This window comes from Pseudoalteromonas sp. MMG005 (assembly GCF_018101015.1).
GTDB classification, from domain to species: domain Bacteria; phylum Pseudomonadota; class Gammaproteobacteria; order Enterobacterales; family Alteromonadaceae; genus Pseudoalteromonas; species Pseudoalteromonas aurantia.
Window position 1 is genome coordinate 1 of the sequence record NZ_JAGJEK010000010.1, and the last position, 22,990, is coordinate 22,990.

A 22,990-nucleotide genomic window follows, 5' to 3' on the forward strand; every position below is an offset into this window, starting at 1 on the left:
GGCGCAAAACCCCAACATACTTCATCGAATTACGAATTTGATGAATAACGCACTCCTGTACTTCGGCGTCAGGATAGATTGTTGCTATTGCTTCAGGGAAACCTTTTAGTCCATCAACACAGGCAATTAAAATATCGGATACACCACGATTATGTAAATCTGTTAATACTGATAACCAATAGTTAGCCCCTTCACTTTCAGAGACATATAAACCAAGTAACTCTTTGCGGCCCTCGATATTGACACCTAGTACGGTATAAATAGCCTTACTCACGTAGCGCCCATTTTCTTTAATCTTATAATGAATGGCATCAAGCCAGATAAACGGGTAAAGCGTGTCTAAGCTGCGCGCTTGCCATGCTTTAAGCTCTGGTATCAGTTGGTCTGTTACGGCAGTGATGGTGGCCTCTGATACTTCAACGCCATACATATCCTGTATGTGGCCTCGAATATCTCGGTAGCTCATACCTAAAGCAAACATAGATAGAATTTTCTCATCAATTTCAGGCGTTAACTTGGTTTGGTTCTTTTTAACAAGCTGAGGTTCAAACGAACCTGAACGGTCTCTGGGCGTTTCAAGTTCGAATTGACCTATGGATGACTTAACTGTTTTTTTGGTTGAACCATTTTTACGGTTAACTTCGGTCTCAGATTCTAAATGCTGCTCTAATTCAGCTTTAAGAGCCGCTTCGGTGAGTTGTTTGATTAATGGTGTTAGAACACCGTCTTCGCCAGTAAGATCTTTACCAGCTTGAAGTTCAGCTAATGCTTTGCTGAAGTCGAAAGATTGAGTCATGTGTCACTCCTGTTTTCTTAATAATACTGAAATGACACAGATTTCTAAACACTACCGTAAGCCCTTCTATAACTTCTTTAGTGGGATTTCCGTGAGGTGTTGTTTTTAACCACTCTTTGTTACTGTGGTCAACCTTGACTACGTTCCCGTGTACTATTAATCCCAATTACAGCCTCTTTCGCCTAACACTTTAACAATTCAGTCTAACCATTTATTGATTAAAAATAAATTTATATAATTATTTGCACTAACTTTGTTGTGTCAAATTAGCTTTTAACCTTTCTATCTCTAATAGTAATTTCTGATTCTCACTATCTTTCTGTTCGGCAATTTCAATCATTTTTTTCTTTTCCAATTCAAGACGTATTTTATCTGATTCTAATTCACTAATCTTCAATGACTTTTTAAAAGACTCCGTTTTTTGCATTGTTCTTTTTCGACTTGAAATATAATCTTCTAAGGAGCCTGAACTGCGATGGGTCATTTCTCTTTCCAACTGAAGTGCAATAGCGGTTTCACTTGCACTAAAACCTAACTCTATTGCAGCGTCCAGATGTTTATCAAGGCTATCTCCTGCAAACTTATGACGTAAAGAATAAATTGATTTACCTTTAGGCCAGCCAAGTTCTGTGGTGATTTCACTAAAGATCTTGCTAATATTCTCTGCCGTTAGTGGTTTAAAGCTGTTAGGGTCTAAAAACAAATGCCCTTCATAGCTACCTGTATCAACATTCCTAAGAAATTCATTCAAATCATTCTTAATGAAATGACTAATTGCTAGCACAGTAGATAACCTAAAGTTTATCGGCATAGTATTACCTTGCTTTGCTAGCTTCGGAACAACCGACAAGTAATCTTGTTTGTTTAGGTCGAATTCTTTAGTGATAATTTCATCTGAAAATTGAAGCCTTTTATAACTACTAACTGAAATTGGGCGACTACCAGTTTCATTCATAATCTGCGCAATTAGCAATAATGACGTGCGTTCATAACCGTCATATTCATTAATGATATAATTGTTTAATTCTTCTAGTTCGTATTCGCTAGCATCTTTCTTTTGTCTACTTCTTTTATCACAATCTCTGAATAATTCTGGATAAAGTGAATCATTGTTTGGCTTTTCGTTTCTAGATACGGCGATTTCCTTCAACAATAATGATGATGTTATTTGATATGAGAACTTATTAGCCGGATCAAAACCAAGAATATTTGGGTGATATGTACCTTGCTTTTGTACCCAATGATAAAAGTTATAGATTGGCATCAAAAAGTCGCTATTGACCGTCTGTTTAGCAACGTTTTCATCACCTCGATATCGTGAATCTGTTGTCGTTTCTTTCAAGCAGAACGTCCTAAATTCCCTCATGCGAGAGTCATTCATTTCAAGCCAGCTTATTTTATGTTTACCAGAGTTCAAAAATTTAAATAATCGTCTAAACGCTTTTCTATAGGTACGCTTGGTTTTAGGATCTCTATCAAGATCGATTAGAAAATCAGTAGGTCCCCAAAGGACCTCTCCGTTAATATCTTGATAGACGTAGTGATCGTGACGGTCATAGCGTATTTTTGTTTCAGTAATCTTGTTACTCACCTGAAACCTCCAATTTCAAAGGGGTGCCGTGATGTCTTTTAGCACTAAAATCAGTTGTATTAACTTGAGCAACTAGCTGGCTCTTATTGCCGATAAACAGAATGGAATCACTAGAAGCGTTAATACATGTATAAAGCCAAGGTTTATTAATCAAATAGAAATTATCCAAAACAACTAAGGAATGAGTAAATTGATTAGTTTGAACCTTATGCGCCGTAATTGCATAACACAGCGAAATACTTTCAATATCATCTGATGACAAATCGATACAATCATCGCCAATGTTTATCTTCATCCAATACTCACGCCCATATATAACGACAGGCTTTTCGTATATTTCTGCTATGTTTGCCAACGTACCAACTGGTACATCAACAAACTTATTAGATTTAGCAAAAATAATAGGCTCCCCCGCATAGAAAACAGATTCTCCAATTTCTAGCTTTGCTACTTTTTTTCGGTTAAAACGAATACGCTGAACTTGAGAATTTATGTCATCGCATAACTGAGGATTCGAACAAATGATCTTAGGTACATCACTTAACATTGGAATCAATTCGAACCAAATATTGATTGTAATGGCACTAAGCATCTCGTGAGATTTATCTTCAGTATGGTAAATACTTAGGCTTTGTTCTTTTGACACGTCAAATGCAGGAATAGCATCAAATACTGATGATGCCGTGCTGCCCATTAAAGAGCTATATAGCCGCTGGATATTAAGCTGGGACTCGGCACCATTGACCTCAACTAACTCTGTTACGGCTTCACTTTTCAATTCAACAGCTTGTTTAAAAAACGATCCCGGACCTATAGGCGGTAATGTAAATTTATCACCAATAAAACAAATGTGAGCATTAAGAGGAACAACCTTTAATAGTTTATATAACGTTAACATATCAACTGAATGTGAATTTTCTATCAGTATAAGTGCTCCTGACAATGCGCCTTTTAGGTTTCGCTTTTTTGCCTGTGAAATGAAGCGATTAATAGATTCTCCCTTTAAATTAGGCAGTATATTGTCTCCATTACAAACAACTGAATTAACTCTCCAAACGTTAATACCATTATTAAGGCATACATCAATGATGATCTGGGATAGCAAAGACTTTCCTGTACCAGCTTCTCCTACAATAAAAGAAACAGGTCGATTAAAGGCATTACCTAATGCCTGTAACTGAAGAGGATTTAGTTCAACACTGTGGTGATCTAATATTGATAACGTTTCGTCAAACGCCAACGAATTCGTATCAAATAGCTGCTTTATCTTAGATAAACGCCTGTGAAGTAATGCATTAATTGCCTTTTCAATCGCCTGATGACCTAAGATTTGTATAGTGTCATTTTGTTTGTTGAAACAAAGTGTCTGAAAAGCACAGTCTTCAATTTCATTAAGTTCAAGCCCAATGCCTGCTTCAATCAGTTCAGCTTTGACTTCATTAGCAGGTAACGCCATATCACCGTTATTGCTATGTGCTGAATAAAGTAGTGATTCAACAAATGAAATAGCTCTACGCTTATCGTTTAAATTGATATCAAAGTTAGCTCTTACTTTTTTGTCTAGTGATTTCCATGTCCGCTTTGCAGCATTTACAGATGTTATAGGATAGAGCAGATATGGATTCTTTTTTATCAAGCTAATTGCGTCACGGCCTAGTAGTTGACGAGTACTTTCAACATACTCAACTGGTAATTTGTGTCGTTCAAAAAATAGATTTAATTCACTTTCACCAACAGCCTTAGCCCAACCATCACAAAGATTTTGAGCCATAACTGGTGAGATTTTTAGCTTTTTACAGTTAGATAACTTTTTAGCTGAGTAACTTTGTAAAACTGCAAATAAATCTTCACCAAAAGCGAGATTAAGTTTCTTCGTCCAATAGCTATTTATACCGACAAAATGGGCGTTGTAGATAAGGAAATCACAAAGTACCTCAGTTGAAATTTCTGCGTTGGGGTGCAGCTTTAAAGCCTCATCTACAATGAACTGTGAGCCATATTCTTTATCAAAGGAATAATCACCAGTCGCTCTCCAGATTTCTCCTGTTTGCGGGATTGACGTAATCGCACCGAATTCAGCCTTAACGACTATTTTTTCACGTGCAACCTTTAATAAAAATATAGATGAGATACCACGTTTATCTTGTGTATAGTGCCGAACTAAAGTGACTACGCCTGTTAATTGCTTAACATCTTCGTGAAATGATATATTGCTTATTTGCATCACACGTCACCGTCATCCAAGTAAAGCTTTGGAATATACCGACCTGTTGCCAACAAAAACTCTTCTGAAGCCAGATCTAATTGAATAGAGTTAAGCTGGGTCTCTAATACCTTAACTTTCAATTCAAGCTCACTATTTGAAACCATATTTTCTACATTTTCTTTTGCTGAATTTTCTTCTTCAACATCATCAGGTAGTTCAATCTCAAGCCCGTTTTGTTTTCGAACTAGCTTCTCTATTGGACCATCAGGAGCAAATAACTTTTGTAGATCTTCATTCGTATCAAGTGTTGATTTAGGCACATTATGCATCTTGAAAATTTGAGTCTTGTTAACCCGACCTTGATACAAAGGGATAACAGGCGAAGTATTTACCCAATCTGCTATCTTTTTAGCATTCTGTTTACCGATATCCTGAGAAGATTTTCTGCGCTTATTCACCATGATTTACTTCCCCGGAAAATCAATAATAGAGGTGCTTTCGTCAGCATTTTCGTAGTCGATACCATGTTCGTCTAAAAGCTTTTTTAGCTTTGTATTTTCGATGCTAAGCTGCTTGCTCTTTAGATCAGACTGCTTAAGTTGTTTTTTCTTCAGATCAAGCTGGGATTTTATAGACAAACGTACACTTTCAATCTGGTTCTCTAGCGTGCAGTTTTCTTCTTCCAAGTGTTTGTTAGTCACTCGAAGTTCAATTAACTCGTATGCCAGCCCTTGGTGATTAGCTTTAGATATTTTCAGCTCTTCCTCTAGCTCTTGTAGGGCGTTCTTTTCTTTAGTGTTGGCTTGCAGCTTGGCCTTAAACTTCAGCCTTTCCCAAAGGTTAAGTTTATTTTTATCGCCATAAATTTTTAATTTTAAGCTCGTGGGTATAGCATCTAAAGACTTTGCAGACGTTGTATATGGCGGAATATCATATTGCTTAACAACTTCCTTACTATTTTGTTTACCGTTCCAATTTCTAAGTCCTGTAGGGCTGGTAGGAAAGAATTCAAGGACATATTTTCCTTTGTCATCAACTTGTTTATTACCTTGAACCAATACAAAAGGGATGCCTTCGTTTGCCCACTTTTCAAGTATTTCTACTTTTCGTTCAATACGCTCAAAGGCTTCTTTTTGTTGAGGATCTTGGTTTTGATTTGTCTTAGCCATTAGGTTGCCCCCCTTTGAAAATACTCTTACTTCTTTCCATTGCGCGTTCATGGCTTTCTATCAAAATAGATAAGTTATCGCTTTGCTCCTTTGCTCGCATACGTTCAATAGGAAGCATTGAAAAATCAGTTAGGACAGCCTTTAGCGCGATTAAGTCTTCTTTCATTATGTTTAGTTGAGTTCGTTTTACTTCTTGGTATACACAGCCCTTACAAACAGATGGCTCACAAGGAGACTTATGCTTTTTAGCTTCATTCTCTTTTTTATGGCAAGTTGCGTGGGGTTTAGGCTTGTGTTTATGACCTCTAGCATCAAGTACTTGAGCTATTTCATTACTTTTTTCTTCGTCAGGTAATTCGCTAAAGCCTTTACCGTACTTGTCTTTGGTATAGTTGTTGAACCTCACACTCTTTTGCAAAACGCGGTAAACCTTTTTCAAATAAGAAGTATATTTACCTGCCATTTCTTCGGTGCCCATAAGTAAAGCCAGAATGTCTTTTGCCGTTGTTTCAACACCTACTTCAGCAATGATTTTATCTAGAGACTTATTTTCTTCTTTTATCGCAATGGTTGATTCAGCTTTCTCATTTCGAGTCAGCTTGGTTTTATGATGAAGTTGCTCATGCGTTTCTCTAGCGGCAGGCTCCGTTACATAAACAGTTGTTTCTTCGGGATCAACATGTCCTAGCTGGTGACATAATGCTAGTAAGTCTGCGTTTTTATACTGATAATGGTAAATAACAGCGTAGATACGTCTGAATGGGTGGCTTGACATGTCCACTTCAGCATCATCTAGCACCATTTTTAAAAATGCATTGCCAGTGATCTTTGAATCTTTTCCCTTATTAAAATGATATTTATAGTGTTTAAAGTTTCCTTGATCATCAATTCGAAAACTTGGCACATTAAACAAACCGTCAACATCAACAGCGCCCCATGCTTTTTTCAATTTAATTAAGCATTGAATTGCTTTAGTGCTACCGTTGTTAGTTGTGTACCAGCGTCGCTCACCATTTTTCTCGTTATAAAAGCACGCTTGATACCAATTGAATTTTTTATCTTTACAGCGAAAGAACTCTTCCGTAATGCCAATAAGAGGGTGCTGGACTTCGGCTTGTCTTCTTGCGTTGTAAGTTTGCAATATGACATAGCATGCGGTCATCAATAACGTGATTACTTCGGTTACAGAGAACGCCTCAGAATCTTTATCTGAAGCGGTTAAACTCGATTTGTGAATTTCAATACCTAGCAGTTTTTCAAGCTCTTTAACTTTTTTCGAACTAACTAAAAACTCTGGAAATCTACCTTCAGTCAGTGTTCGATGGCGAAGCCCTTCATCAAGGTATTGATTTTTTAAGTTGGTAATTTCATTTACTAATGAAATTATTTTGGATGAATATTCGTATACCCAAAGGTGTGAACCGCCTAATAGATCAACAACATGTTCTAAATCCAAATTTTTTGTGCGACCAGCAACTTTACCTAGTTTTTTAGAAAGCTGGTTGGGGTTAGGAAAAGGAATAAACTGCATCCGATCTTCATTATCTAGTTTTGCAAACCTATTCCAAGTACCAAACCAGTTATTCAAAGATTTAACGGCTGGTTGAGAAGGTGCAGATGCGCCTTTAGATGCTAAACGAGCACCGAATTTAACTCCCTTTGATTTTAGGTGTTCTGTTACTTTTTTGTAAACGCTGGTTGGAACTTGATTTTCTAGACTAACCGCACCGATACATTGGGCAATCTTAGGTACTCTTATACTAGTTACTTTAGAGTTTTCGGTATTACCGTCTTTGATTAAAAATGGCTCTAGTTCGTCATTCTCGATTAACAAATCGACAAATGAATTAACTCGTTCATGCAAGGCTAGCGTTGCTGGAATACCACCTTCTTTGAGCGTTACTTTCATCTTATCGATTTGCTTTTGATTTACACCATTTAGTACGAGATGACCATGTAAGCACATATATTCAATGAATTGCGCTGCAACGTTAACTTGCGACATTATCCCTGTTTTTACAAATGTCGGCGTATGTTTAGCTCTGTTTGCATAGATATCGACGATTTCAACAAGCGCCTTGGCATAGTCAGGGTAAACCAAGATAGGCACTGGGTGCTGCCACCCCGCAGCACCGGGAACCCATATATCACGTAGATCTACAGAGCCTTTTTGCACTACCGTTTCATTGGCTTTCGCGCCAGTGATCTTTGCATGATAATGTAAAACAGTACCTTCAATAGAGAGCTTTTCATCTGTAACTTGCAACAGTTTTGCATTTTCTAAAAGCAGGTCGTCATGCTCTTCCAGTATCTCTTCCGGCTTTATGTCTTCTAAGAACTGGTACTTAAGATTACTGTTCATTTTCTAATCTCCCTTTAGCGTCTTTGAACATTAGAGGATTGGATAACTCTACATACTTCACTAAACCAAACGTAAATCGCATGTCAGGCGCTATATACTCATCAAAATACTCTCTACCATGCTTTGCCAGCAGCACCTCACCACGTGCTATGTAATAAGCCTGATGTCGCAGAGTTCGTACAAATTCATCAACACCTAGTTCTACGCGATTGAACTCACATCCTTCTCCTGAATGGCATTTTCGACCTTTACAAATGCTATCTTGCTTAGATTTATCAACAGCAGCGAAGATGTCTGTGCATGATGAGCCGTCTGCTAAAATGAACCAATCTGGCAATTCTTCTTTATGGTCTGCTGGTGCTACGATTAAATCTTCGTCAATGTTGTTGCGATCTAAGCCGTATTTCTCTATTGATGTTTCTTTATGTCTAAACTGGACGGTTGTCTCAAATTTTCGCTGAAAGTCAGCATTGTTGGCTTCATATTCAATCACGGCGATAGGGTGCGTTAGATAAGCAGAAGTGACTCTACTGCTTGCATGATTCCGTTCTCGTTGTGAATTAACCAAGCTACCGTCGATACCTTTTCTAAGGTTCATTTGATGTTTGGCTAATAACTCCATCCGGAAATATGGAAGGGTGTAGTGATCACGCAGCCTGTCTATAATAGCTGCCGATAGGAAATTTAGTTTTGTCGAACCCGGAGTATCCCAAATACTATCTGGTTGAAAGTCCATTCGTATCATGTTGTCATGATGTTGGATAAGAAAGCTGATCACCTCACGAATTTCTCTTTCATGAGGCTCAATCGTAACGGGCGTAGTCTCTTTACCTACTTTTTCTTTGAAGCCAGCAAGTACAAAAGATCCTTCTGGCATTTGCTCTGGCAAATTTGCACGAGTCAATGTAGCTATTACATCTTTATTCCAAGTGGTTCTGATAACTAATCTTATAAAGCACACAAGAAGAACATTTTTAGGCAAAAATATGCCTGACCAAAAGAAATCTCTCATACCTGTACTTGAGTTAGGAAACCAGTGTTTCACATAAGTCGGGATTAACTCAGATTTTTGAGAGCAGTAAATTGAGCCTGATATGCCAATGGATAGTTGATGTCGAAGGTAAGCCCCTATCACAACTTCATTTGTAAATTCCTTTCTGATGGAACTTGCTTGTGACTTTAAAATCAACCGACCTTCGTCAACCTGATTATCTTTAACTAGAACAGTAACTTCTTCTGGGGTATCTTTGATGTGAACCCCATTTTCGTCTTTTTCCGTATAAGTGTTAAAAGTAGATACAAGCTGTTTATAACATTCAACTTCTTTCTTACACGCATTTAGTATCTGGTTAATTGGCTTTTCAAAGTACGCTTGTACACTTTTTCTTAGTTCTGACAGCGATTGTTGTTGGTTTAAAATAGGGCTGGGTAAGACATCGCCATTCTCATCTACAGGCTCAATTAGTTTTTGAGCATTCATTTCATCAGAAGCGCTAAACCGAGATTTGAAACCACAGTTTTTTATATCAATCTGGCCGTTGATTTTACCCGCGTGATTACTTAAAAATGTTCGTAGACTTTGGCTTCTAGGTGCTTTTAATTGTATATCTTGCTCATCGATGATGTCTTCAAGTTGAGCAAAGCCCAACCTGAAATCCCGCTGCTCTAGGTCAGATAAAGGGCTGATAAGGATATGCCTTACTTGCGCTGACTCTAATGATGTATCTACGACATAGCCTAAAGTTCGCTCTATGTCAGATAAAGATATGGCAGGCATCGGCGTGGTTTTTGTGTACGTTTGTAGGTTGTTCAACGCCGTGACTAGCACGCTATTTAATTTTAATAAGGGGGTTAATTTGGTCAGGTTAAACTCGACGGTAACATCACTCTTTTTACCGTTAACTTTGGAATACCCTTGAAAAGCCATAGTTTTAACTTTTTCTTTTACATTGATAGTCGAATCAATCTCAAAATCGTTTAATAATTTTCCACTTTGAGTTGGGATATCACATAAGTTCAGAAAGTCACGAATAAGGCGTAGCTTTTCTTGTTTCTTGTCTGGGAAGTGTTTGGTGATTAATAGCTCTAGATCTATTAAACCCTTGGAAACATTATAAGTAATCAAGTCTTCGGGTTTTTTAGCTAATAATAGTCTCGCGTCACTATATCCCCCTTGCTGAAGCAGCATCAAGATTTCTATTAGGTCAGTTACGCTGTCCGTATCGGCAACGCTGGTTTCTGATATTTTTTCGAACTGATTAAAACAATTCTCGCCCACACTCTCTAACGGCAGAACCAATGGTAGTTGAAACGAATCTACAATATGCTCAACGTTCTTACATTGTATTATGAATCGTGGTTTAAATTTTAACTGACCTGAGCTGTTGAAATTGGTTTTGAAGAGGTCTTTCGCTTTATTTAGCTCAGGAGCGGTTAGTCCATGATCAAATAGTTTCTGTCTAAACAGTGTACTTAGCTGATTCAACTTTCTATTTGGCAATGCCTTATGTAAGCATTTCTCAAAATCGATTAGTGCATCGTTAATTTTATTTGGGGTTAATAAGTTTAAGGGACTGTTAAGTAATATTTTTATTTCAGAATATTCAGGCCACTGATCAATTTCACGTATTAATTTTTTTAAGCCCGCAATGACTGAGTATTCAAAGGGGGCTTCTTTTGATGCGTTTTCTAAATTGACCAGAAGATTGTGTAAAACCGAATCGTTAACAAATAGATTTGGGAAGGTATCGGGATCAATAACGGCAAATTTTGTTTGATTTCTTACATAGACGGTAAAAAGGTCGATGTTAGGGTTTTTCTTAAAGTCTACAGTTGTTGATAATAGTGTTTCATAAGCTAATTCTGATGCATTGAAGCCACTTTCTATGGGAGCACTGAATGAATTGAAAAAGTTTCTGACTGCGGTGCTGTAACTTTTGGCTCTGCTCAAAGGAAAGCTGTTTATTAATGCTAGCTCAACTGACTTGTAACCTTGGATTAGATCTGTGATGGTTATAGTTTCTGGTTTACGCACTAATAAATGGATTAATGCTTGGTGCTCTTCTTCGTCAGCTTTTATCAGTTGCAGTAACTTTGATATCGCTAATCGTAAATTGTAATGCGCAAGAGAAGAGCTTTTTTCGTTTTCATCATCCCATTTTGAGCAGATTAAACAATGTTGTAAAAAGCTACCTTTTGGGGCTAAGCTTTGGAAAATTGCATTGTCGATGTTGAGGATGCTTTTATTGTTATAGTTTTTCATGGGCTGACTTAGGTATACCTTAAAAAATTCATCGACTTTCAGAATGGTTAATGTAAATCATAGCATTTAATCGGTCGGTCGGTGTGTCTATTTATAATTTATAATACCTCAAGACTCTGTTAGCACTTGCCAGTGCGCTGGAAATGATCATTGAAAAAGGGGTGTATGATAAGGTTATCGTTACGAGAAATACGCCTGAAATCGCAGAGAGTATCGGGTTTTTACCAGGTACCGAAGAAGAGAAAATGGCCCCATGGCTTGCTGCGATCACGGACACACTTGAAGTGCTTCATAAAAATGATGAAAGTCCTATTTCAAGTCGTAATTATATAATGGAGAAAGCCAATATTCAGTTTAAATCGGTCAATTTTATGCGTGGTCGCAGTATTCAAAACGCCGTAGTGATTTTAGATGAAAGCCAGAACTTAACCGCATCGCAGTTAAAAACGATTATTACGCGTTGTGGAGAAGGGACCAAATTAATATGCACGGGTAACTTAGCCCAAATAGACAGTAATTATTTAACACCTCTCACATCTGGCTTGACCTACATTGTTGAGCGTTTTAAACACTTTGAAGGCAGCGCAACAATTAATTTAAATGGGGTTGTACGTAGTAGATTGGCGTCTTTCGCTGAGGAAAATCTATAGTTCTTGAAGTCTTAGGCCACGGAAAGGTGGTGGCCTTTTATTTTACCAAAAGCAAGGTGTTTCACTGTTGAGCCTTGCTTATCATTACCTTGCTCGTTATTGTGTTGGGCATAGGGAATCATTTAGCTATCCTTTATGGACTTTGATCAAGCGTTCTTACCTTTAAAAAAATATCATCAAGCGATTGCTGTTACCTTAAGTATCGCGATGCTTGTGGCCGCAATTTTATGCCTGCACTTGTACCATATTAAACTTGAGCGAAGTTATAATGACAAGGTTGTGCATTTTCAGCGTTTAAATGGGCAGTTAGATCAAGCTATGTCTGCGGCTGAAACTGTATTTCAAAGTGTCTTTATTAGCCTTGAGCAACCGCTCAGTTATCATTTTGATCCATTTATCATGGCGACAATTGATCAACGGGCAGATTACTATTATCGAAAATTGCCGCATGGTGCAGGTGAGGTGATAGGGCGGGGGCGCTTTTTAAATAACCCTCAAGCTTATCGACAATGGCAACAGGTTATGGCATTAGGGCCAGCTTTTAATACAGCGTTAGCGTTAATCTTACCAGTAGATGCGCTCGCTTACGTCAAAGATAATGGCTTTGCATTTGTAAAGCGCCGTTATCACAACGAAAGTCATTTATTGACGGCATTACTTGAGGGGAAGTTGTCACCTGACTTTTCTGAGAAAATGTATAGTAGTACTGGTGTAGTAGAAATTAACGGTAGAACCTATTTTGCGATAGGACAGCGTCGCTCAAGTACGTCAAATGAGCATGTTTTATTGGTTTACAATACGCAAAAAGTGCTGGCGTGGTTGAATCAAGTCGGTTTACCTAAAACGGTTGCTACATTATTAAATAAACACCAGCAAAACTTACTGACCCACCATGAGTTTTTAACTGAATCCCAGCAACAGCGCGAGCGGGTTGCACCGTGGTTAGGTGGAATTCACCTTTATAGTGAAAAATCAACAAGACCAATTGATTTAGCGTTTAAGCAAACAGAGCAAGATTTTAGAACGCCAATTCTATATGAGATAGCACTAGAGTTACTTTTTTTGGCCAGCTTCATAGGGGCTACATTCCTAGCAGTTACGTGGCTGAGTAATCGGATATTTATTCGTCCGGTAAGTCATTTTGTACGGTACCTTACGCTGCAAGAGCACGCACCAAAAACAACGTTCGATTATATAATTCCTGAGGACTGGCAGCCTTGGTTTGCAAAAATTAAACGGGTAGTGACGCAAAAGCAAGAATTACTCGAGCAATTAAAGCAGCATAACGATGTTTTAGATGAGCAAGTGCAAACGCAGAAGAAACAGCTTGCGCGCTCGCTTGATATAAAAGAGCGTCAAGCAGCTTTACTGAATACCATGTTAGATAACATTCCAGATTTAATTTACTTTAAAAATATCGATGGGTCATTTATTGGGTGTAACGCAGCTTTTGAAGCATTTCTTAAAGTTAATAAAAGTGAACTGGTTGGCAAAGAGCTGCACGAGGTCACAGATAAATTTGCAGAATTGACCATGCTAGAGCAGTGTATGAGAGAGCAACGGCACTCGCTGACAGAAACATTGCTTTTGCAAGATACGAGCTACATGTTTACCGTGGCGCCATTTTACAATGAGCAACATAGATTAATAGGTAGTTTTGGAGTAGCGCGGGACGTCACCGAACAACAGCAAGTGCTTAAATCATTGCAGACCTCAGAAGAGAACTTTAAAGCGGCAATGGAATATGCACCAAATGGTGTGATCTTAGCCTCGATTGATGGAAAAGTGTTGAGTTTAAATAAAGCAGCAAAACGGTATTTAACAGAGCATCAACCGAAAGTAGGATCCTTGTTATCCAGATTATTTGATGAGCAAAGCTACAAGGCGTTAACTGAGACATTTGCGGTATTACTAGAGCAAAATAAAAAGGCGGCTGAACTTACGATGCCTCAGTCAGGACCTTACATGTGGCTGCAATTAAGTATTTCTTTGGTGTGGGATAAGCAGCGTCAGCCAAAATACTTTGTTATTCATCTACAAAACATTACTCAGTTAACAAGGGCTAAACTCGATGCGGAGCGAGCTACTTTAGCAAAAAGTCGCTTTATTGCGAATATCAGTCATGAAATTCGCACGCCAATTAACGTCGTACTTGGACTGGTTGATATAGTCAAAGAGCAAGGCTTAAATGAAACCCAAAGTGTACAAATGGGTCAAGTGAGTTACGCGGCTCAGCAATTACTCGATATGCTGAACAGTATTTTAGCATTTGCTAAAGTGGAAAGGCACCAAGAGAGCGTAAGAGTTCGTGAGTTTGAGATAGTAACACTCGTTGATGATTGCTATAAATTGATGGCGCCCTTATGTGCTCAAAAGGGTTTACAACTCACTATTGAACTGAAACACTCGGTGCCGCCCACGTTCAAAGGTGATATGCAAAAAATAAAACAAATCTTAATTAACTTATTGAGCAATGCCATAAAGTATACCCAAAGAGGGAAAGTTGTATTGGCCATTATTCAAGAGCAGCAAAATAGCGACGAGCAACGTACTAAATTCAGTGTTATAGATACAGGGCAAGGGATTAAAGAGGTGGATCAAGAGCGGCTGTTCGATGCGTTTACTCAAGTTGATGAATCCTTGTCTCGTAAACATGACGGGATCGGGCTTGGCCTTGCCATAGTAAAGCAAGAAGTTGCATTATTAGGTGGAGAAATTCAGCTGAACAGTCAATATGGACAAGGCAGTGAATTTTACTTCTCATTACCATTGGAAGTGGTGCCATTACTTTCTAGAAAGACCGACGTTCTTTGGTTTACGGGTAATAGTATGAGGTTCGTTTGTTCTGATCTCAATGTATGTATAGAGCAGGATAAAATGAGGGTGTTACAACATCTAAATGATCAACCAGCTTCATATCTAGTCTGCGAGAGCGCGGTGCAACTTGATATGCTAGGTGTGCACTGTGAGCAGGGTTGGCTCGATAAGCTTGTTCGTGTCTATGTACCAGAAAGCACACCGATAGAGAATCTTAAAGTGATCAGGAATAAGATTAAGCAGTTTCCTCAAGTTGGCTATGCTCAGAGAATCTCAAAAGATATTGAACAGCAGTTGAAGCAAAAGCCACAATCAAGATGTCAAGATGTCAATGTAACGGGTAGCTTATGTTTAATTGTTGATGATAATGAACTAAATTTAGATATCACAAGCAATTTGTTACAACAGGTGTGTGTAAATATCGTACGATTGAATGGCGCGCAAAATATTGTTGAAATAGTATCCAAGTTACAGCCAGATGTGATTCTAATGGATGTACAAATGCCAGAATTAGATGGCTACCAAGCAACAGAGCTATTGCGCAAAGCGTTGCCAGAGCAACCTGTTGCCATTATTGCATTAACCGCCAATGATAATGTTGGTGAAGTCAATAAAGCGCTGAGTGTTGGCATGAATGATTACTTAATTAAACCCGTTGAAAAAGGATTATTAAGTGAGACATTAGCTCTGTATGTCACCGCAGAAATTCGGTTTTTTGATCGCGCATTTGCGCTTGAGCAAGTGATGGGGAAAGAACCGTTTTTAATCACAATGTTAGAAAAGTTTGCTAAGCTAAGTACAGAATATTTACATCAGTTAGATAATTGTGAAAGTCATAAAGAGGTTTCATTATTAGCTCATAGTATCAAAGGCGCAGCTGCAGGGTTGGGGTTTTGCCGATTAGCCGAGGCAGCTAAGGTACTAGAATTACATATAAAAACCTCGAATAAAACACCAGATGAGGTGCTTGTTACAGATCTAAAAATGAGATTACAGCAAGTTGAGTTATTTTTAACGATAGGAAGTCTAGGGGATTAAATGCCAAAGATTGCTCGTATTTTGATTGTTGATGATGATCCGCTTAACCGCGTGGTTCTAGACAACACGTTATCTGAAGATTATCAAATATCACAATGTGAAAGTGCAGAGCAGGCGCTGGCATTTCTATCTAGTCATGAGATAGATCTCATTATTTCAGATATTCGGATGCCAGGGATGTCTGGTTATGATTTATTAGAAAAGCTAAAAACACAGCAACATACTTACGCAATTCCAGTCATTATTATTTCTGCAAGTAATAGCTATAATGATGAAGCAAAAGGCTTACAAATGGGGGCAATGGATTATATTACTAAACCATTCAGCCCACTTATCGTTAAAGCAAGGGTGAAAAACCACCTAGCGATTAAGCAGAAGAATGATTTACTTGAAAAGTTAGCATCGATTGATGGTTTGACAGAGATTCCGAATAGACGTTTATTGGATGAAACACTGGCTAGAAACTGCCAGATGTGTGCGGAATATGAAAAAACGCTGAGCTTATTGTTAATTGATATTGATTATTTCAAAGAGTTTAATGAATTTTATGGTTACTCTGCTGGTGATGAGTGTTTGGTTAAAGTAGCACGCGCACTTGAGCATGTGACTATTGAGCACCTAGGGTTTGTGGCGCGCTATGATGGCGTTCGATTTGCGGCCATACTTACAGAAAGTACCAGTGACAGCGCCGAAAAAGTTGCATCTCAGATGCATGATGCAGTTGATAGCCTGTTAATAACCCATAGCACGTCACCCATTTGTGCTCACTTAAGTATAAGTATCGGCATTGTACATATCACCACAAACTTTAATGACAATGAACAGCAAGTATTTAAGTTAGCGGATAGCGCCTTACAACAGGCACATCAACATCAAGAACGTATAGTATTAATCAATAGGTAAATCCTCACCTATTGATTAATCGTATTCAAGGCTTTATTTGACGCCTAGTTAAAGGTATTCAGACACCGCACTTGCGCCGTACCCAACCAGTTTGCCATTTTTAAATACCAATGGCGTGCATTCATCTTTGGTAATTTTACCGTCTGAATGTTTGCTGTTTGTGGCGAAATACAAGACTTGATACACGTTATCACCTTTATTGACTAAATCAGAAAATTCAGGCGTATCGAATTCTTGTAGAACCGTTTGATATGCAACGCCGTTCTTTAATCCGGTAATTTTATCTCTATTAGACTTTTGATGTTTTTGCCAACCAGAACTGCGATGGTCAGAAGCCCAGCTGTGTTCAGCTTCGCCATCTGAGACTGCGACAATACAGCCACTTAAGAAAGGTGTTGTTAGTAGTGCGGCTATAAGTAATTTCTTCATTTTTATTTGTTCCTGGATAGATAGTGTTTTTTTAATTGCAAATAATTTGCCAATTATTTTTACATTAAAAATCAAAGGTTTACAGTTTTATTTATTAAAAGGAATTTATATAGAAATCAAAAAATGGTTAATTTGATGATTTATTAGTGTTTTATACTACACGGTTGATATGTTCACCATTTAAAAAGCACTTGATATTGTTAGCAAGAGAATAGATTAATCTATCAATAGACTCTTCAGCAGCCCACGCATTATGCGGCGTTAGTAGTAGGTTATGACCTGAATATTCAAATAGCGGGTTATTCTTTTGGGCGGGCTCAATGGATAGTACATCTAGCGCAGCACCAGCAAGTTGCTGTTCATTTAAGGCACTGACTAATGCGAGTTCATTTACTATGCCACCGCGAGCTGTATTAATAAGTACGGCGGAAGGTTTTAGTTGTGCCAACACGGATGCGTTAAATAGATCTTTCGTTTCATCATTGAGTGGACAGTGAATCGAAATGATATCAGCAGATTTAATGGCATCTTTGAATGCCACTCTGCCCGCTCGGATTGAACGCGCATTGGGTCGTTCAGCTATGATCACGTGTGCACCAAAAGCCTGAGCCACGTTTGCAACGGCTTTGCCCAGTGTACCATAGCCAATAATAGCGAAGTTCTTGGCTGCGATTTCTTTTATTGGATAGTCTAAACGACAAAATATATCGCTGCTTTGCCATTGTCCATTTTTACAATCAGCAATATATCGATGCATATTACCCATTAAATTGCCCAGCAGTGTAAAGGTGTGTTGGACAACCGCCGAAGTTGAATACCCAGCAACATTACACACCGCGATGCCTTGTTTTTTGGCCGCACGTAAATCTATGTTGTTAGTGCCAGTGGCGGCAACGCAAATTAACTTTAATTTAGGCAGTGAGGCGAGTACCTTACTGTTGATGACAACCTTATTACTGACTATCACATCTGCGTCAATGCAGCGGGTAATTATTTGTTCGTGTAGCGTGTTCTGGTAAGTCACTAATTCACCGAGCACCGTTAGCGGTAACAGAGAGTTATTTGCGAGTGTTTTCGCATCTAATAGCACAATTTTCATAAACGACCTTTGCTATGCTTGACCTTGGGGTTTACTCTAAGGTTTATACTGTACCACAGTAAGGAGAAAGATATGAGAATAGGTCAATTATCTAACGCATTAGGCGTAACGACAGACACGTTACGTTATTACGAAACGCATGGTTTGTTAACGCCTTCTTCTCGAAACGACGCTGGGTATCGTTTATACGATGAGACCCACCTAAAGCAAATGCACTTTATCCTACGCGCAAAAGAAGTCGGATTTAGTTTGCGAGAAATTCAGGAGCTGCTGCAAATAAAAATTGAAAAACAGCAGCGCCGTTGTGAAGAAGTAAAAGCGATTACACTACAAAAACGTGACTTGGTACGACAAAAAATTTCAGACTTACAACGCTTTGAGCAGTCACTCACAATACTGGCAAATCGTTGCTGTGGCGGTAAAGAGAGTGCGGACTATTGTTCTATATTGACAGCATTGGAGGACATAGATGTTACTTATAAATAACTTTTGGACATTATTTCTGGTATCAGCGCCCTGGCTGATGCTTGGTTTATTACTTGCTGGAATATTAAATGTGTTTATTCCGACAGATTTTCTACAGCGTCATTTAGGTAAAGAAGGATTTTGGACAACTTTGAAGGCAGCCCTCATTGGTGCTCCTATGCCGCTCTGTTCGTGTGGTGTAATACCCGCAGCGATTGGTCTTAGACGCGCTGGTGCATCAAAAAGTGCAACGACCGCATTTTTGGTATCAACACCGGAAACTGGGGTTGATTCAGTATCTATTTCGTATGTTTTATTAGGGCCATTTATGGCTATTATTAGGCCTGTTGCGGCTGTGTGCAGTGCGATTGTTGCAGGCGTACTTGTTGGAAGAGATAAGTCAGATATTGCACCTCCTTTGCATGAACCGCCTAACTCATCACACTGTCATGACACACAACAACAGGTCCATGATAGTTGTTGTGCGCCTAAGCAAGCACAGACCGAAAAGAAAAGTACCTGTTGTGCTTCATCAAAACCAGAAAAAATGCAATTTTTAGGTAAAGTGTGGCAGGCAATTAAATTTAGTTGTAATAAACTGTTATCAGATACAATGTTGTGGCTGATAATAGGGTTGTTTTTTGCTGCACTTGTGCAGACCTTTGTACCTACATCATTTTTAAGCCAATGGGGGAGTGGCATGATGGCAATGGTGGCTGTGATTCTTGTGAGTATCCCTATGTATATTTGTGCTACCGCCTCAACGCCTATTGCAGCGGGTTTGTTGATGGCGGGCGTTTCTCCAGGAGCTGTGTTGGTCTTTATGTTAGCTGGACCCGCGACGAATATTGCGACATTAGGGGTCGTTGGCAAAGAGCTAGGTCGACGAGCGGTGATTGCTTATTTAATCGGTGTGATAGGGGTTGCGATCCTATTCGGTTATTTAACAGATTACTTAGTTATGGCGTATGACTTTAATGTGAAGACGGCGGTGGCAATGCAGCACGATATACTACCGACTTGGATATCAACTCTCAGTGGCGTATTATTGTGTTTATTGATGTTACGATTAGTGCTGCTTGATATTAGCAAAAAGCTTAAAGCATCAATCGCTTAATGTTAGTAGCAGGGTGGTCAGACTTGTTAATCTTAGCTTAACAGTCAATAGCGCGATAAAATAGTCCCGTTATTTCGTTTAATTTTTAACAAAAAGAGCAGTTTAGTGGATAAATACGCAGATATAAGACCGTACAATGATGAAGAAGTTGCGTCGGCCTTAGGTCGATTAGTAGCTGACAATAGCTTCATTGATGTGATTGTAAAATACACTTTGCCAGAGTGGCTGAGTAAATGGTCTATGTTATGCCGTCCATTTGTACGTTATAAGTTACGTCGAAAATGGGGTCGTTTTAATTCTGTTAAGCAGGTGCAAGACGAAGTCGCACGTTACCTTGATATGCTAGTAAAAAAAACGACGAGTAAAGTGACCTACTCAGGCTTGGAGACACTTGATAAAGAATCGGCCTATTTGTTTATTTCAAACCATAGAGACATTGTGTTGGACCCCGCTTTAATGAACTGGGGCTTGCACAGTCATAATATGAATACCGTACGTATAGCGATAGGTGATAACTTATTGCAAGTGCCTTATATTACTGAGCTAATGCGACTCAATAAGAGCTTTATAGTTAAGCGTTCAGCAAAAGCGCCAAAAGAGATGTTAAGAGCACTAACACATTTATCAAGCTATATTTTTGATTCATTGAACTCAGGTCAATCAATTTGGATTGCCCAAAAAGAGGGGCGGGCAAAAGATGGGGTCGATCAAACCGATCCGGCTTTGCTGAAAATGCTACAATTATATGGTCGAAAACAGAAGCTTTCGTTTGATGAGTACGTTAAGCAGCTCAAGATAGTGCCAGTTTCGATTTCATATCAATATGAGCCATGTGCCGTTGCTAAAGCTAAAGAACTCGTACATAAACAGCTTCATGGTAGCTATGTTAAAGCGGATGGCGAAGACATAAAAAGTATTTTAGAAGGGATCCGTTCTGATAAAGGCCATGTACATATTTCTTTTGGTCAGCCAATAGACGATGAGTGTGATTCGCCAGAGATGTTAGCGGAAACCATTGATAAACAAATTATTGGGCAGTATTACTTACATCCAAGTAATTATATTGCGGCAGGAGATAAGCAACAGGTATCGCCTAAGGAGCAGCAAGATTTCATGGGACGTTTAGAGTCAGTGCCTGAAGAGCTTAAACAACAGGTATTAGCTATGTATGCAGAGCCACTCAGACGTAAAGCATTATAGGTAAACGAGTTGAAGTATAAAAACGCCACTATTTAGTGGCGTTTTTTGTTTTTATTGGCTTGCGATAATTCACGAAGATGATTTGTTATTCAAAATAGGTTTATACTGATCAGAGACTATAAACCTTTTACATACGTATCGTTATACTTTCAAATAAGTAATGTAGCTATGTGTGCACTAAATTGACTAGATGAACTGTGAGCCAATGTGGAACAAATTGAAATATTTGAGATCCCCAATCCCTGTAAAGGCATATGTGAAGTAAACATTCGGGGTTATTGCAAAGGGTGTTACCGCAGTAGGGAGGAGCGTTTTGCATGGGGGCAATTGACAGAGCAACAAAAAAAACATGTTATTATTTTATGCCAGCAGCGTTATAAACGTTATTTGGCAAAGCAGAACGCAAATACTCCTCCAAAAAGTGGAGCCGACGACCAGCAGCAGTTGGACTTTTAAATACCATATTTATTTTTTAACATGGATACCGTACCTTTTTTATCTAAGTCAATTAATGATGTCATAATACGTGGTACTAGATGAGCGTGCTTTTCATGTAAATAGTGGTACAAGTTAATTTTATCTAGCGTTGTGCTAAATATCCCGAGCTTCTGGAGTTTTTCTCTGTATTCTTTAATGTGAAACCCGATTACTAATGCCGCGCTGACTTTTTTTTGGGTTAGTAAATTGAGCTGCGTAGAGTTACTTTTTACTTGAATCAATTCACCTAAGTAATTTTGCTTGCCTAAATACGCTTTTGGCGCCAAATGTGATGCTTGTATTACAATCGATTGGGCGTCTAGTAGTGAGCATGTTTGACAATGACTCAAGAATTGAAGGTTAAAAGAAAGTAACGGGAAGTCCACCTTTATGAGTGACGGATACTGCTGTGACGCGCCATCGACCCGACCAAGTTGCCCATCTAAGACACCTGCATTTGCGGCGACCAATGCACTTTGATAGTTAAAGTCGATAATTTTTATATCATAACCGATATTTTTATACACAAGCCGTGTTAGCTCAATAACATACCTAGATTGCGGTGTGTCGGCAGGACGATTAAATATCAATGTATTATTACTGTATGCAAACGAGCTAAAGAGTAAAAAACATAGCGTATATATAACAGGCATGATTATGGGAGATCCTATGTTTGTTTTATTAATTATTAAGTTCTCAGTAAGGTGCTCAAGTCAGTCTAGCAAATTAATAATTTATGTTACACTAGGCAAACGTTTACAATCACAATAATGTACCTATGAGTTTTAATCTGTGTAAATTATCTCGACATGAAAAGTATCAAATTCAATTAGACTATGAATCGTCATTTTGGGCATACCAAATTAAGCGAGGAAAACGTTCTCGAGAGACGGTATATGATACAATTAACAGTCGTCCCGTATCTGAACAGGCAGTTTTAAAGCAGCGGTTTGAGTATTATCTTAGTATTATGCTTGCAGGTTAGAAAATGTATGTTGTTAAACAACTCACGCCAATGTCTGTTCCGCTGATAAATAAGTTTTACCAACAATTCTCTGTACGAGGACGTGCGACTAAGCAAGATCAGTGCTGGGTTGTTAAATCAACGGAGATAATTGCTGGCTGTCGAATACAAAGTAAAGACGATGCATTACTCTTATCAACGGTATTTGTTCACCCTGAATATCGTTCTCAGGGCTTTGCAAAGAGCTTGCTCACAAGCGTATTACAATCTCAAAATGAAGTCTTGTATACATTTGCATATAGAAAGCTAGATGGCTTTTATCGCCAGTTGGGGTTTGAATATAGTCCTAACTTACCACATCACTTATCCGTAAGTTTCTCTAATTATATTAGACAAAAACGTGATATTGTGGCGATGTGTATTTATAAATAATCAATCGTTAACA

The 22,990-nt window shown here is 38.6% G+C and carries 18 protein-coding genes and 1 pseudogene; 9 read left to right on the forward strand and 10 right to left on the reverse strand.

The window, feature by feature from the left end; translation table 11 throughout:
• The 7 genes from J8M01_RS09130 to J8M01_RS09160 form a co-directional block, all read right to left on the reverse strand.
• A partial coding sequence (locus J8M01_RS09130; protein WP_211057774.1) for an IS256 family transposase occupies positions 1 to 796 on the reverse strand: 796 nt, incomplete at its 3' end.
• A 247-nt stretch (positions 797 to 1,043) separates the two neighbouring features.
• A complete protein-coding gene (locus J8M01_RS09135; protein ID WP_082653643.1) occupies positions 1,044 to 2,387 on the reverse strand; it encodes a hypothetical protein in 1,344 nt (447 codons plus the stop codon).
• Complete coding sequence (locus J8M01_RS09140) at positions 2,380 to 4,611, reverse strand: ATP-dependent RecD-like DNA helicase (protein ID WP_058405805.1); 2,232 nt, start codon at positions 4,609 to 4,611, stop codon at positions 2,380 to 2,382. Before J8M01_RS09140 ends, J8M01_RS09135 begins: the two co-directional genes overlap by 8 nt.
• Positions 4,611 to 5,054 carry a hypothetical protein gene (locus tag J8M01_RS09145; protein WP_058405806.1) on the reverse strand — a complete coding sequence of 148 codons (444 nt, stop codon included), beginning with the start codon at positions 5,052 to 5,054 and terminating at the stop codon, positions 4,611 to 4,613. Before J8M01_RS09145 ends, J8M01_RS09140 begins: the two co-directional genes overlap by 1 nt.
• Positions 5,055 to 5,057: 3 nt before the next feature.
• Entirely contained in the window at positions 5,058 to 5,762 is a 705-nt protein-coding gene (locus tag J8M01_RS09150; protein ID WP_058405807.1) for a hypothetical protein, read from the reverse strand.
• Positions 5,755 to 8,124 carry a hypothetical protein gene (locus J8M01_RS09155; protein ID WP_058405808.1) on the reverse strand — a complete coding sequence of 790 codons (2,370 nt, stop codon included), beginning with the start codon at positions 8,122 to 8,124 and terminating at the stop codon, positions 5,755 to 5,757. Before J8M01_RS09155 ends, J8M01_RS09150 begins: the two co-directional genes overlap by 8 nt.
• Positions 8,114 to 11,386: a hypothetical protein gene (locus J8M01_RS09160; RefSeq protein ID WP_058405809.1), complete on the reverse strand. Its 3,273-nt coding sequence runs from the start codon at positions 11,384 to 11,386 to the stop codon at positions 8,114 to 8,116. Before J8M01_RS09160 ends, J8M01_RS09155 begins: the two co-directional genes overlap by 11 nt.
• A gap of 110 nt (positions 11,387 to 11,496) precedes the next feature.
• Here J8M01_RS09160 and J8M01_RS09165 point away from each other — a divergent pair.
• From J8M01_RS09165 to J8M01_RS09175, 3 genes and pseudogenes are all read left to right on the forward strand, one after another.
• A pseudogene (locus J8M01_RS09165) lies at positions 11,497 to 12,036 on the forward strand (PhoH family protein); the annotation flags it as partial.
• A gap of 135 nt (positions 12,037 to 12,171) precedes the next feature.
• Positions 12,172 to 15,891 (forward strand): ATP-binding protein, encoded by a 3,720-nt coding sequence (locus tag J8M01_RS09170; RefSeq protein ID WP_211057775.1) that lies wholly within the window; start codon positions 12,172 to 12,174, stop codon positions 15,889 to 15,891.
• Positions 15,892 to 16,794, forward strand: coding sequence for a diguanylate cyclase (locus J8M01_RS09175; RefSeq protein ID WP_210996018.1), 903 nt, complete (start codon positions 15,892 to 15,894; stop codon positions 16,792 to 16,794).
• 48 nt (positions 16,795 to 16,842) lie between these two features.
• Here J8M01_RS09175 and J8M01_RS09180 read toward each other — a convergent pair whose 3' ends face one another.
• Positions 16,843 to 17,223: a DUF3192 domain-containing protein gene (locus tag J8M01_RS09180; RefSeq protein WP_211057776.1), complete on the reverse strand. Its 381-nt coding sequence runs from the start codon at positions 17,221 to 17,223 to the stop codon at positions 16,843 to 16,845.
• A 151-nt stretch (positions 17,224 to 17,374) separates the two neighbouring features.
• Positions 17,375 to 18,322: a D-2-hydroxyacid dehydrogenase gene (locus J8M01_RS09185; RefSeq protein WP_211057777.1), complete on the reverse strand. Its 948-nt coding sequence runs from the start codon at positions 18,320 to 18,322 to the stop codon at positions 17,375 to 17,377.
• A 72-nt stretch (positions 18,323 to 18,394) separates the two neighbouring features.
• Here J8M01_RS09185 and zntR point away from each other — a divergent pair, with 72 nt between their 5' ends.
• The 4 genes from zntR (at position 18,395) to J8M01_RS09205 (ending at position 21,560) form a co-directional block, all read left to right on the forward strand.
• Positions 18,395 to 18,808, forward strand: a complete 414-nt coding sequence (gene zntR, locus J8M01_RS09190) for a Zn(2+)-responsive transcriptional regulator (RefSeq protein ID WP_210996020.1) — start codon at positions 18,395 to 18,397, stop codon at positions 18,806 to 18,808.
• Positions 18,792 to 19,904 carry an SO_0444 family Cu/Zn efflux transporter gene (locus J8M01_RS09195; RefSeq protein ID WP_211057778.1) on the forward strand — a complete coding sequence of 371 codons (1,113 nt, stop codon included), beginning with the start codon at positions 18,792 to 18,794 and terminating at the stop codon, positions 19,902 to 19,904. Before zntR ends, J8M01_RS09195 begins: the two co-directional genes overlap by 17 nt.
• A 105-nt stretch (positions 19,905 to 20,009) precedes the next feature.
• Positions 20,010 to 21,104 carry a 1-acyl-sn-glycerol-3-phosphate acyltransferase gene (locus tag J8M01_RS09200; protein ID WP_211057779.1) on the forward strand — a complete coding sequence of 365 codons (1,095 nt, stop codon included), beginning with the start codon at positions 20,010 to 20,012 and terminating at the stop codon, positions 21,102 to 21,104.
• Between the two features lie 207 nt (positions 21,105 to 21,311).
• Positions 21,312 to 21,560, forward strand: coding sequence for a DUF1289 domain-containing protein (locus J8M01_RS09205; RefSeq protein WP_211057780.1), 249 nt, complete (start codon positions 21,312 to 21,314; stop codon positions 21,558 to 21,560).
• Here the strand turns inward: J8M01_RS09205 and J8M01_RS09210 are convergent.
• Complete coding sequence (locus tag J8M01_RS09210; protein ID WP_211057781.1) at positions 21,557 to 22,234, reverse strand: hypothetical protein; 678 nt, start codon at positions 22,232 to 22,234, stop codon at positions 21,557 to 21,559. The genes J8M01_RS09205 and J8M01_RS09210 overlap by 4 nt on opposite strands.
• Before the next feature lie 125 nt (positions 22,235 to 22,359).
• On the opposite strand from J8M01_RS09210, the gene J8M01_RS09215 reads away from it, so the two are divergent.
• Positions 22,360 to 22,566 carry a DUF3283 family protein gene (locus J8M01_RS09215; RefSeq protein WP_211057782.1) on the forward strand — a complete coding sequence of 69 codons (207 nt, stop codon included), beginning with the start codon at positions 22,360 to 22,362 and terminating at the stop codon, positions 22,564 to 22,566.
• Positions 22,567 to 22,569: 3 nt separating this feature from the next.
• On the forward strand, positions 22,570 to 22,977 hold the full coding sequence (locus tag J8M01_RS09220) for a GNAT family N-acetyltransferase (RefSeq protein ID WP_192506630.1): 408 nt from the start codon (positions 22,570 to 22,572) through the stop codon (positions 22,975 to 22,977).
• Positions 22,978 to 22,990: the final 13 nt, after the last annotated feature.

Excerpts from the sequence above, each read along its gene's own strand:
- J8M01_RS09220 (WP_192506630.1), top strand. The coding sequence starts at position 22,570 with ATGTATGTTGTTAAACAACTCACGCCAATGTCTGTTCCGCTGATAAAT.
- zntR (WP_210996020.1), top strand. The coding sequence starts at position 18,395 with ATGAGAATAGGTCAATTATCTAACGCATTAGGCGTAACGACAGACACG.
- J8M01_RS09170 (WP_211057775.1), top strand. The coding sequence starts at position 12,172 with ATGGACTTTGATCAAGCGTTCTTACCTTTAAAAAAATATCATCAAGCG.
- J8M01_RS09180 (WP_211057776.1), bottom strand. The coding sequence starts at position 17,223 with ATGAAGAAATTACTTATAGCCGCACTACTAACAACACCTTTCTTAAGT.
- J8M01_RS09145 (WP_058405806.1), bottom strand. The coding sequence starts at position 5,054 with ATGGTGAATAAGCGCAGAAAATCTTCTCAGGATATCGGTAAACAGAAT.
- J8M01_RS09140 (WP_058405805.1), bottom strand. The coding sequence starts at position 4,611 with ATGCAAATAAGCAATATATCATTTCACGAAGATGTTAAGCAATTAACA.
- J8M01_RS09195 (WP_211057778.1), top strand. The coding sequence starts at position 18,792 with ATGTTACTTATAAATAACTTTTGGACATTATTTCTGGTATCAGCGCCC.
- J8M01_RS09185 (WP_211057777.1), bottom strand. The coding sequence starts at position 18,322 with ATGAAAATTGTGCTATTAGATGCGAAAACACTCGCAAATAACTCTCTG.
- J8M01_RS09210 (WP_211057781.1), bottom strand. The coding sequence starts at position 22,234 with ATGCCTGTTATATATACGCTATGTTTTTTACTCTTTAGCTCGTTTGCA.
- J8M01_RS09155 (WP_058405808.1), bottom strand. The coding sequence starts at position 8,124 with ATGAACAGTAATCTTAAGTACCAGTTCTTAGAAGACATAAAGCCGGAA.
- J8M01_RS09215 (WP_211057782.1), top strand. The coding sequence starts at position 22,360 with ATGAGTTTTAATCTGTGTAAATTATCTCGACATGAAAAGTATCAAATT.
- J8M01_RS09150 (WP_058405807.1), bottom strand. The coding sequence starts at position 5,762 with ATGGCTAAGACAAATCAAAACCAAGATCCTCAACAAAAAGAAGCCTTT.
- J8M01_RS09160 (WP_058405809.1), bottom strand. The coding sequence starts at position 11,386 with ATGAAAAACTATAACAATAAAAGCATCCTCAACATCGACAATGCAATT.
- J8M01_RS09175 (WP_210996018.1), top strand. The coding sequence starts at position 15,892 with ATGCCAAAGATTGCTCGTATTTTGATTGTTGATGATGATCCGCTTAAC.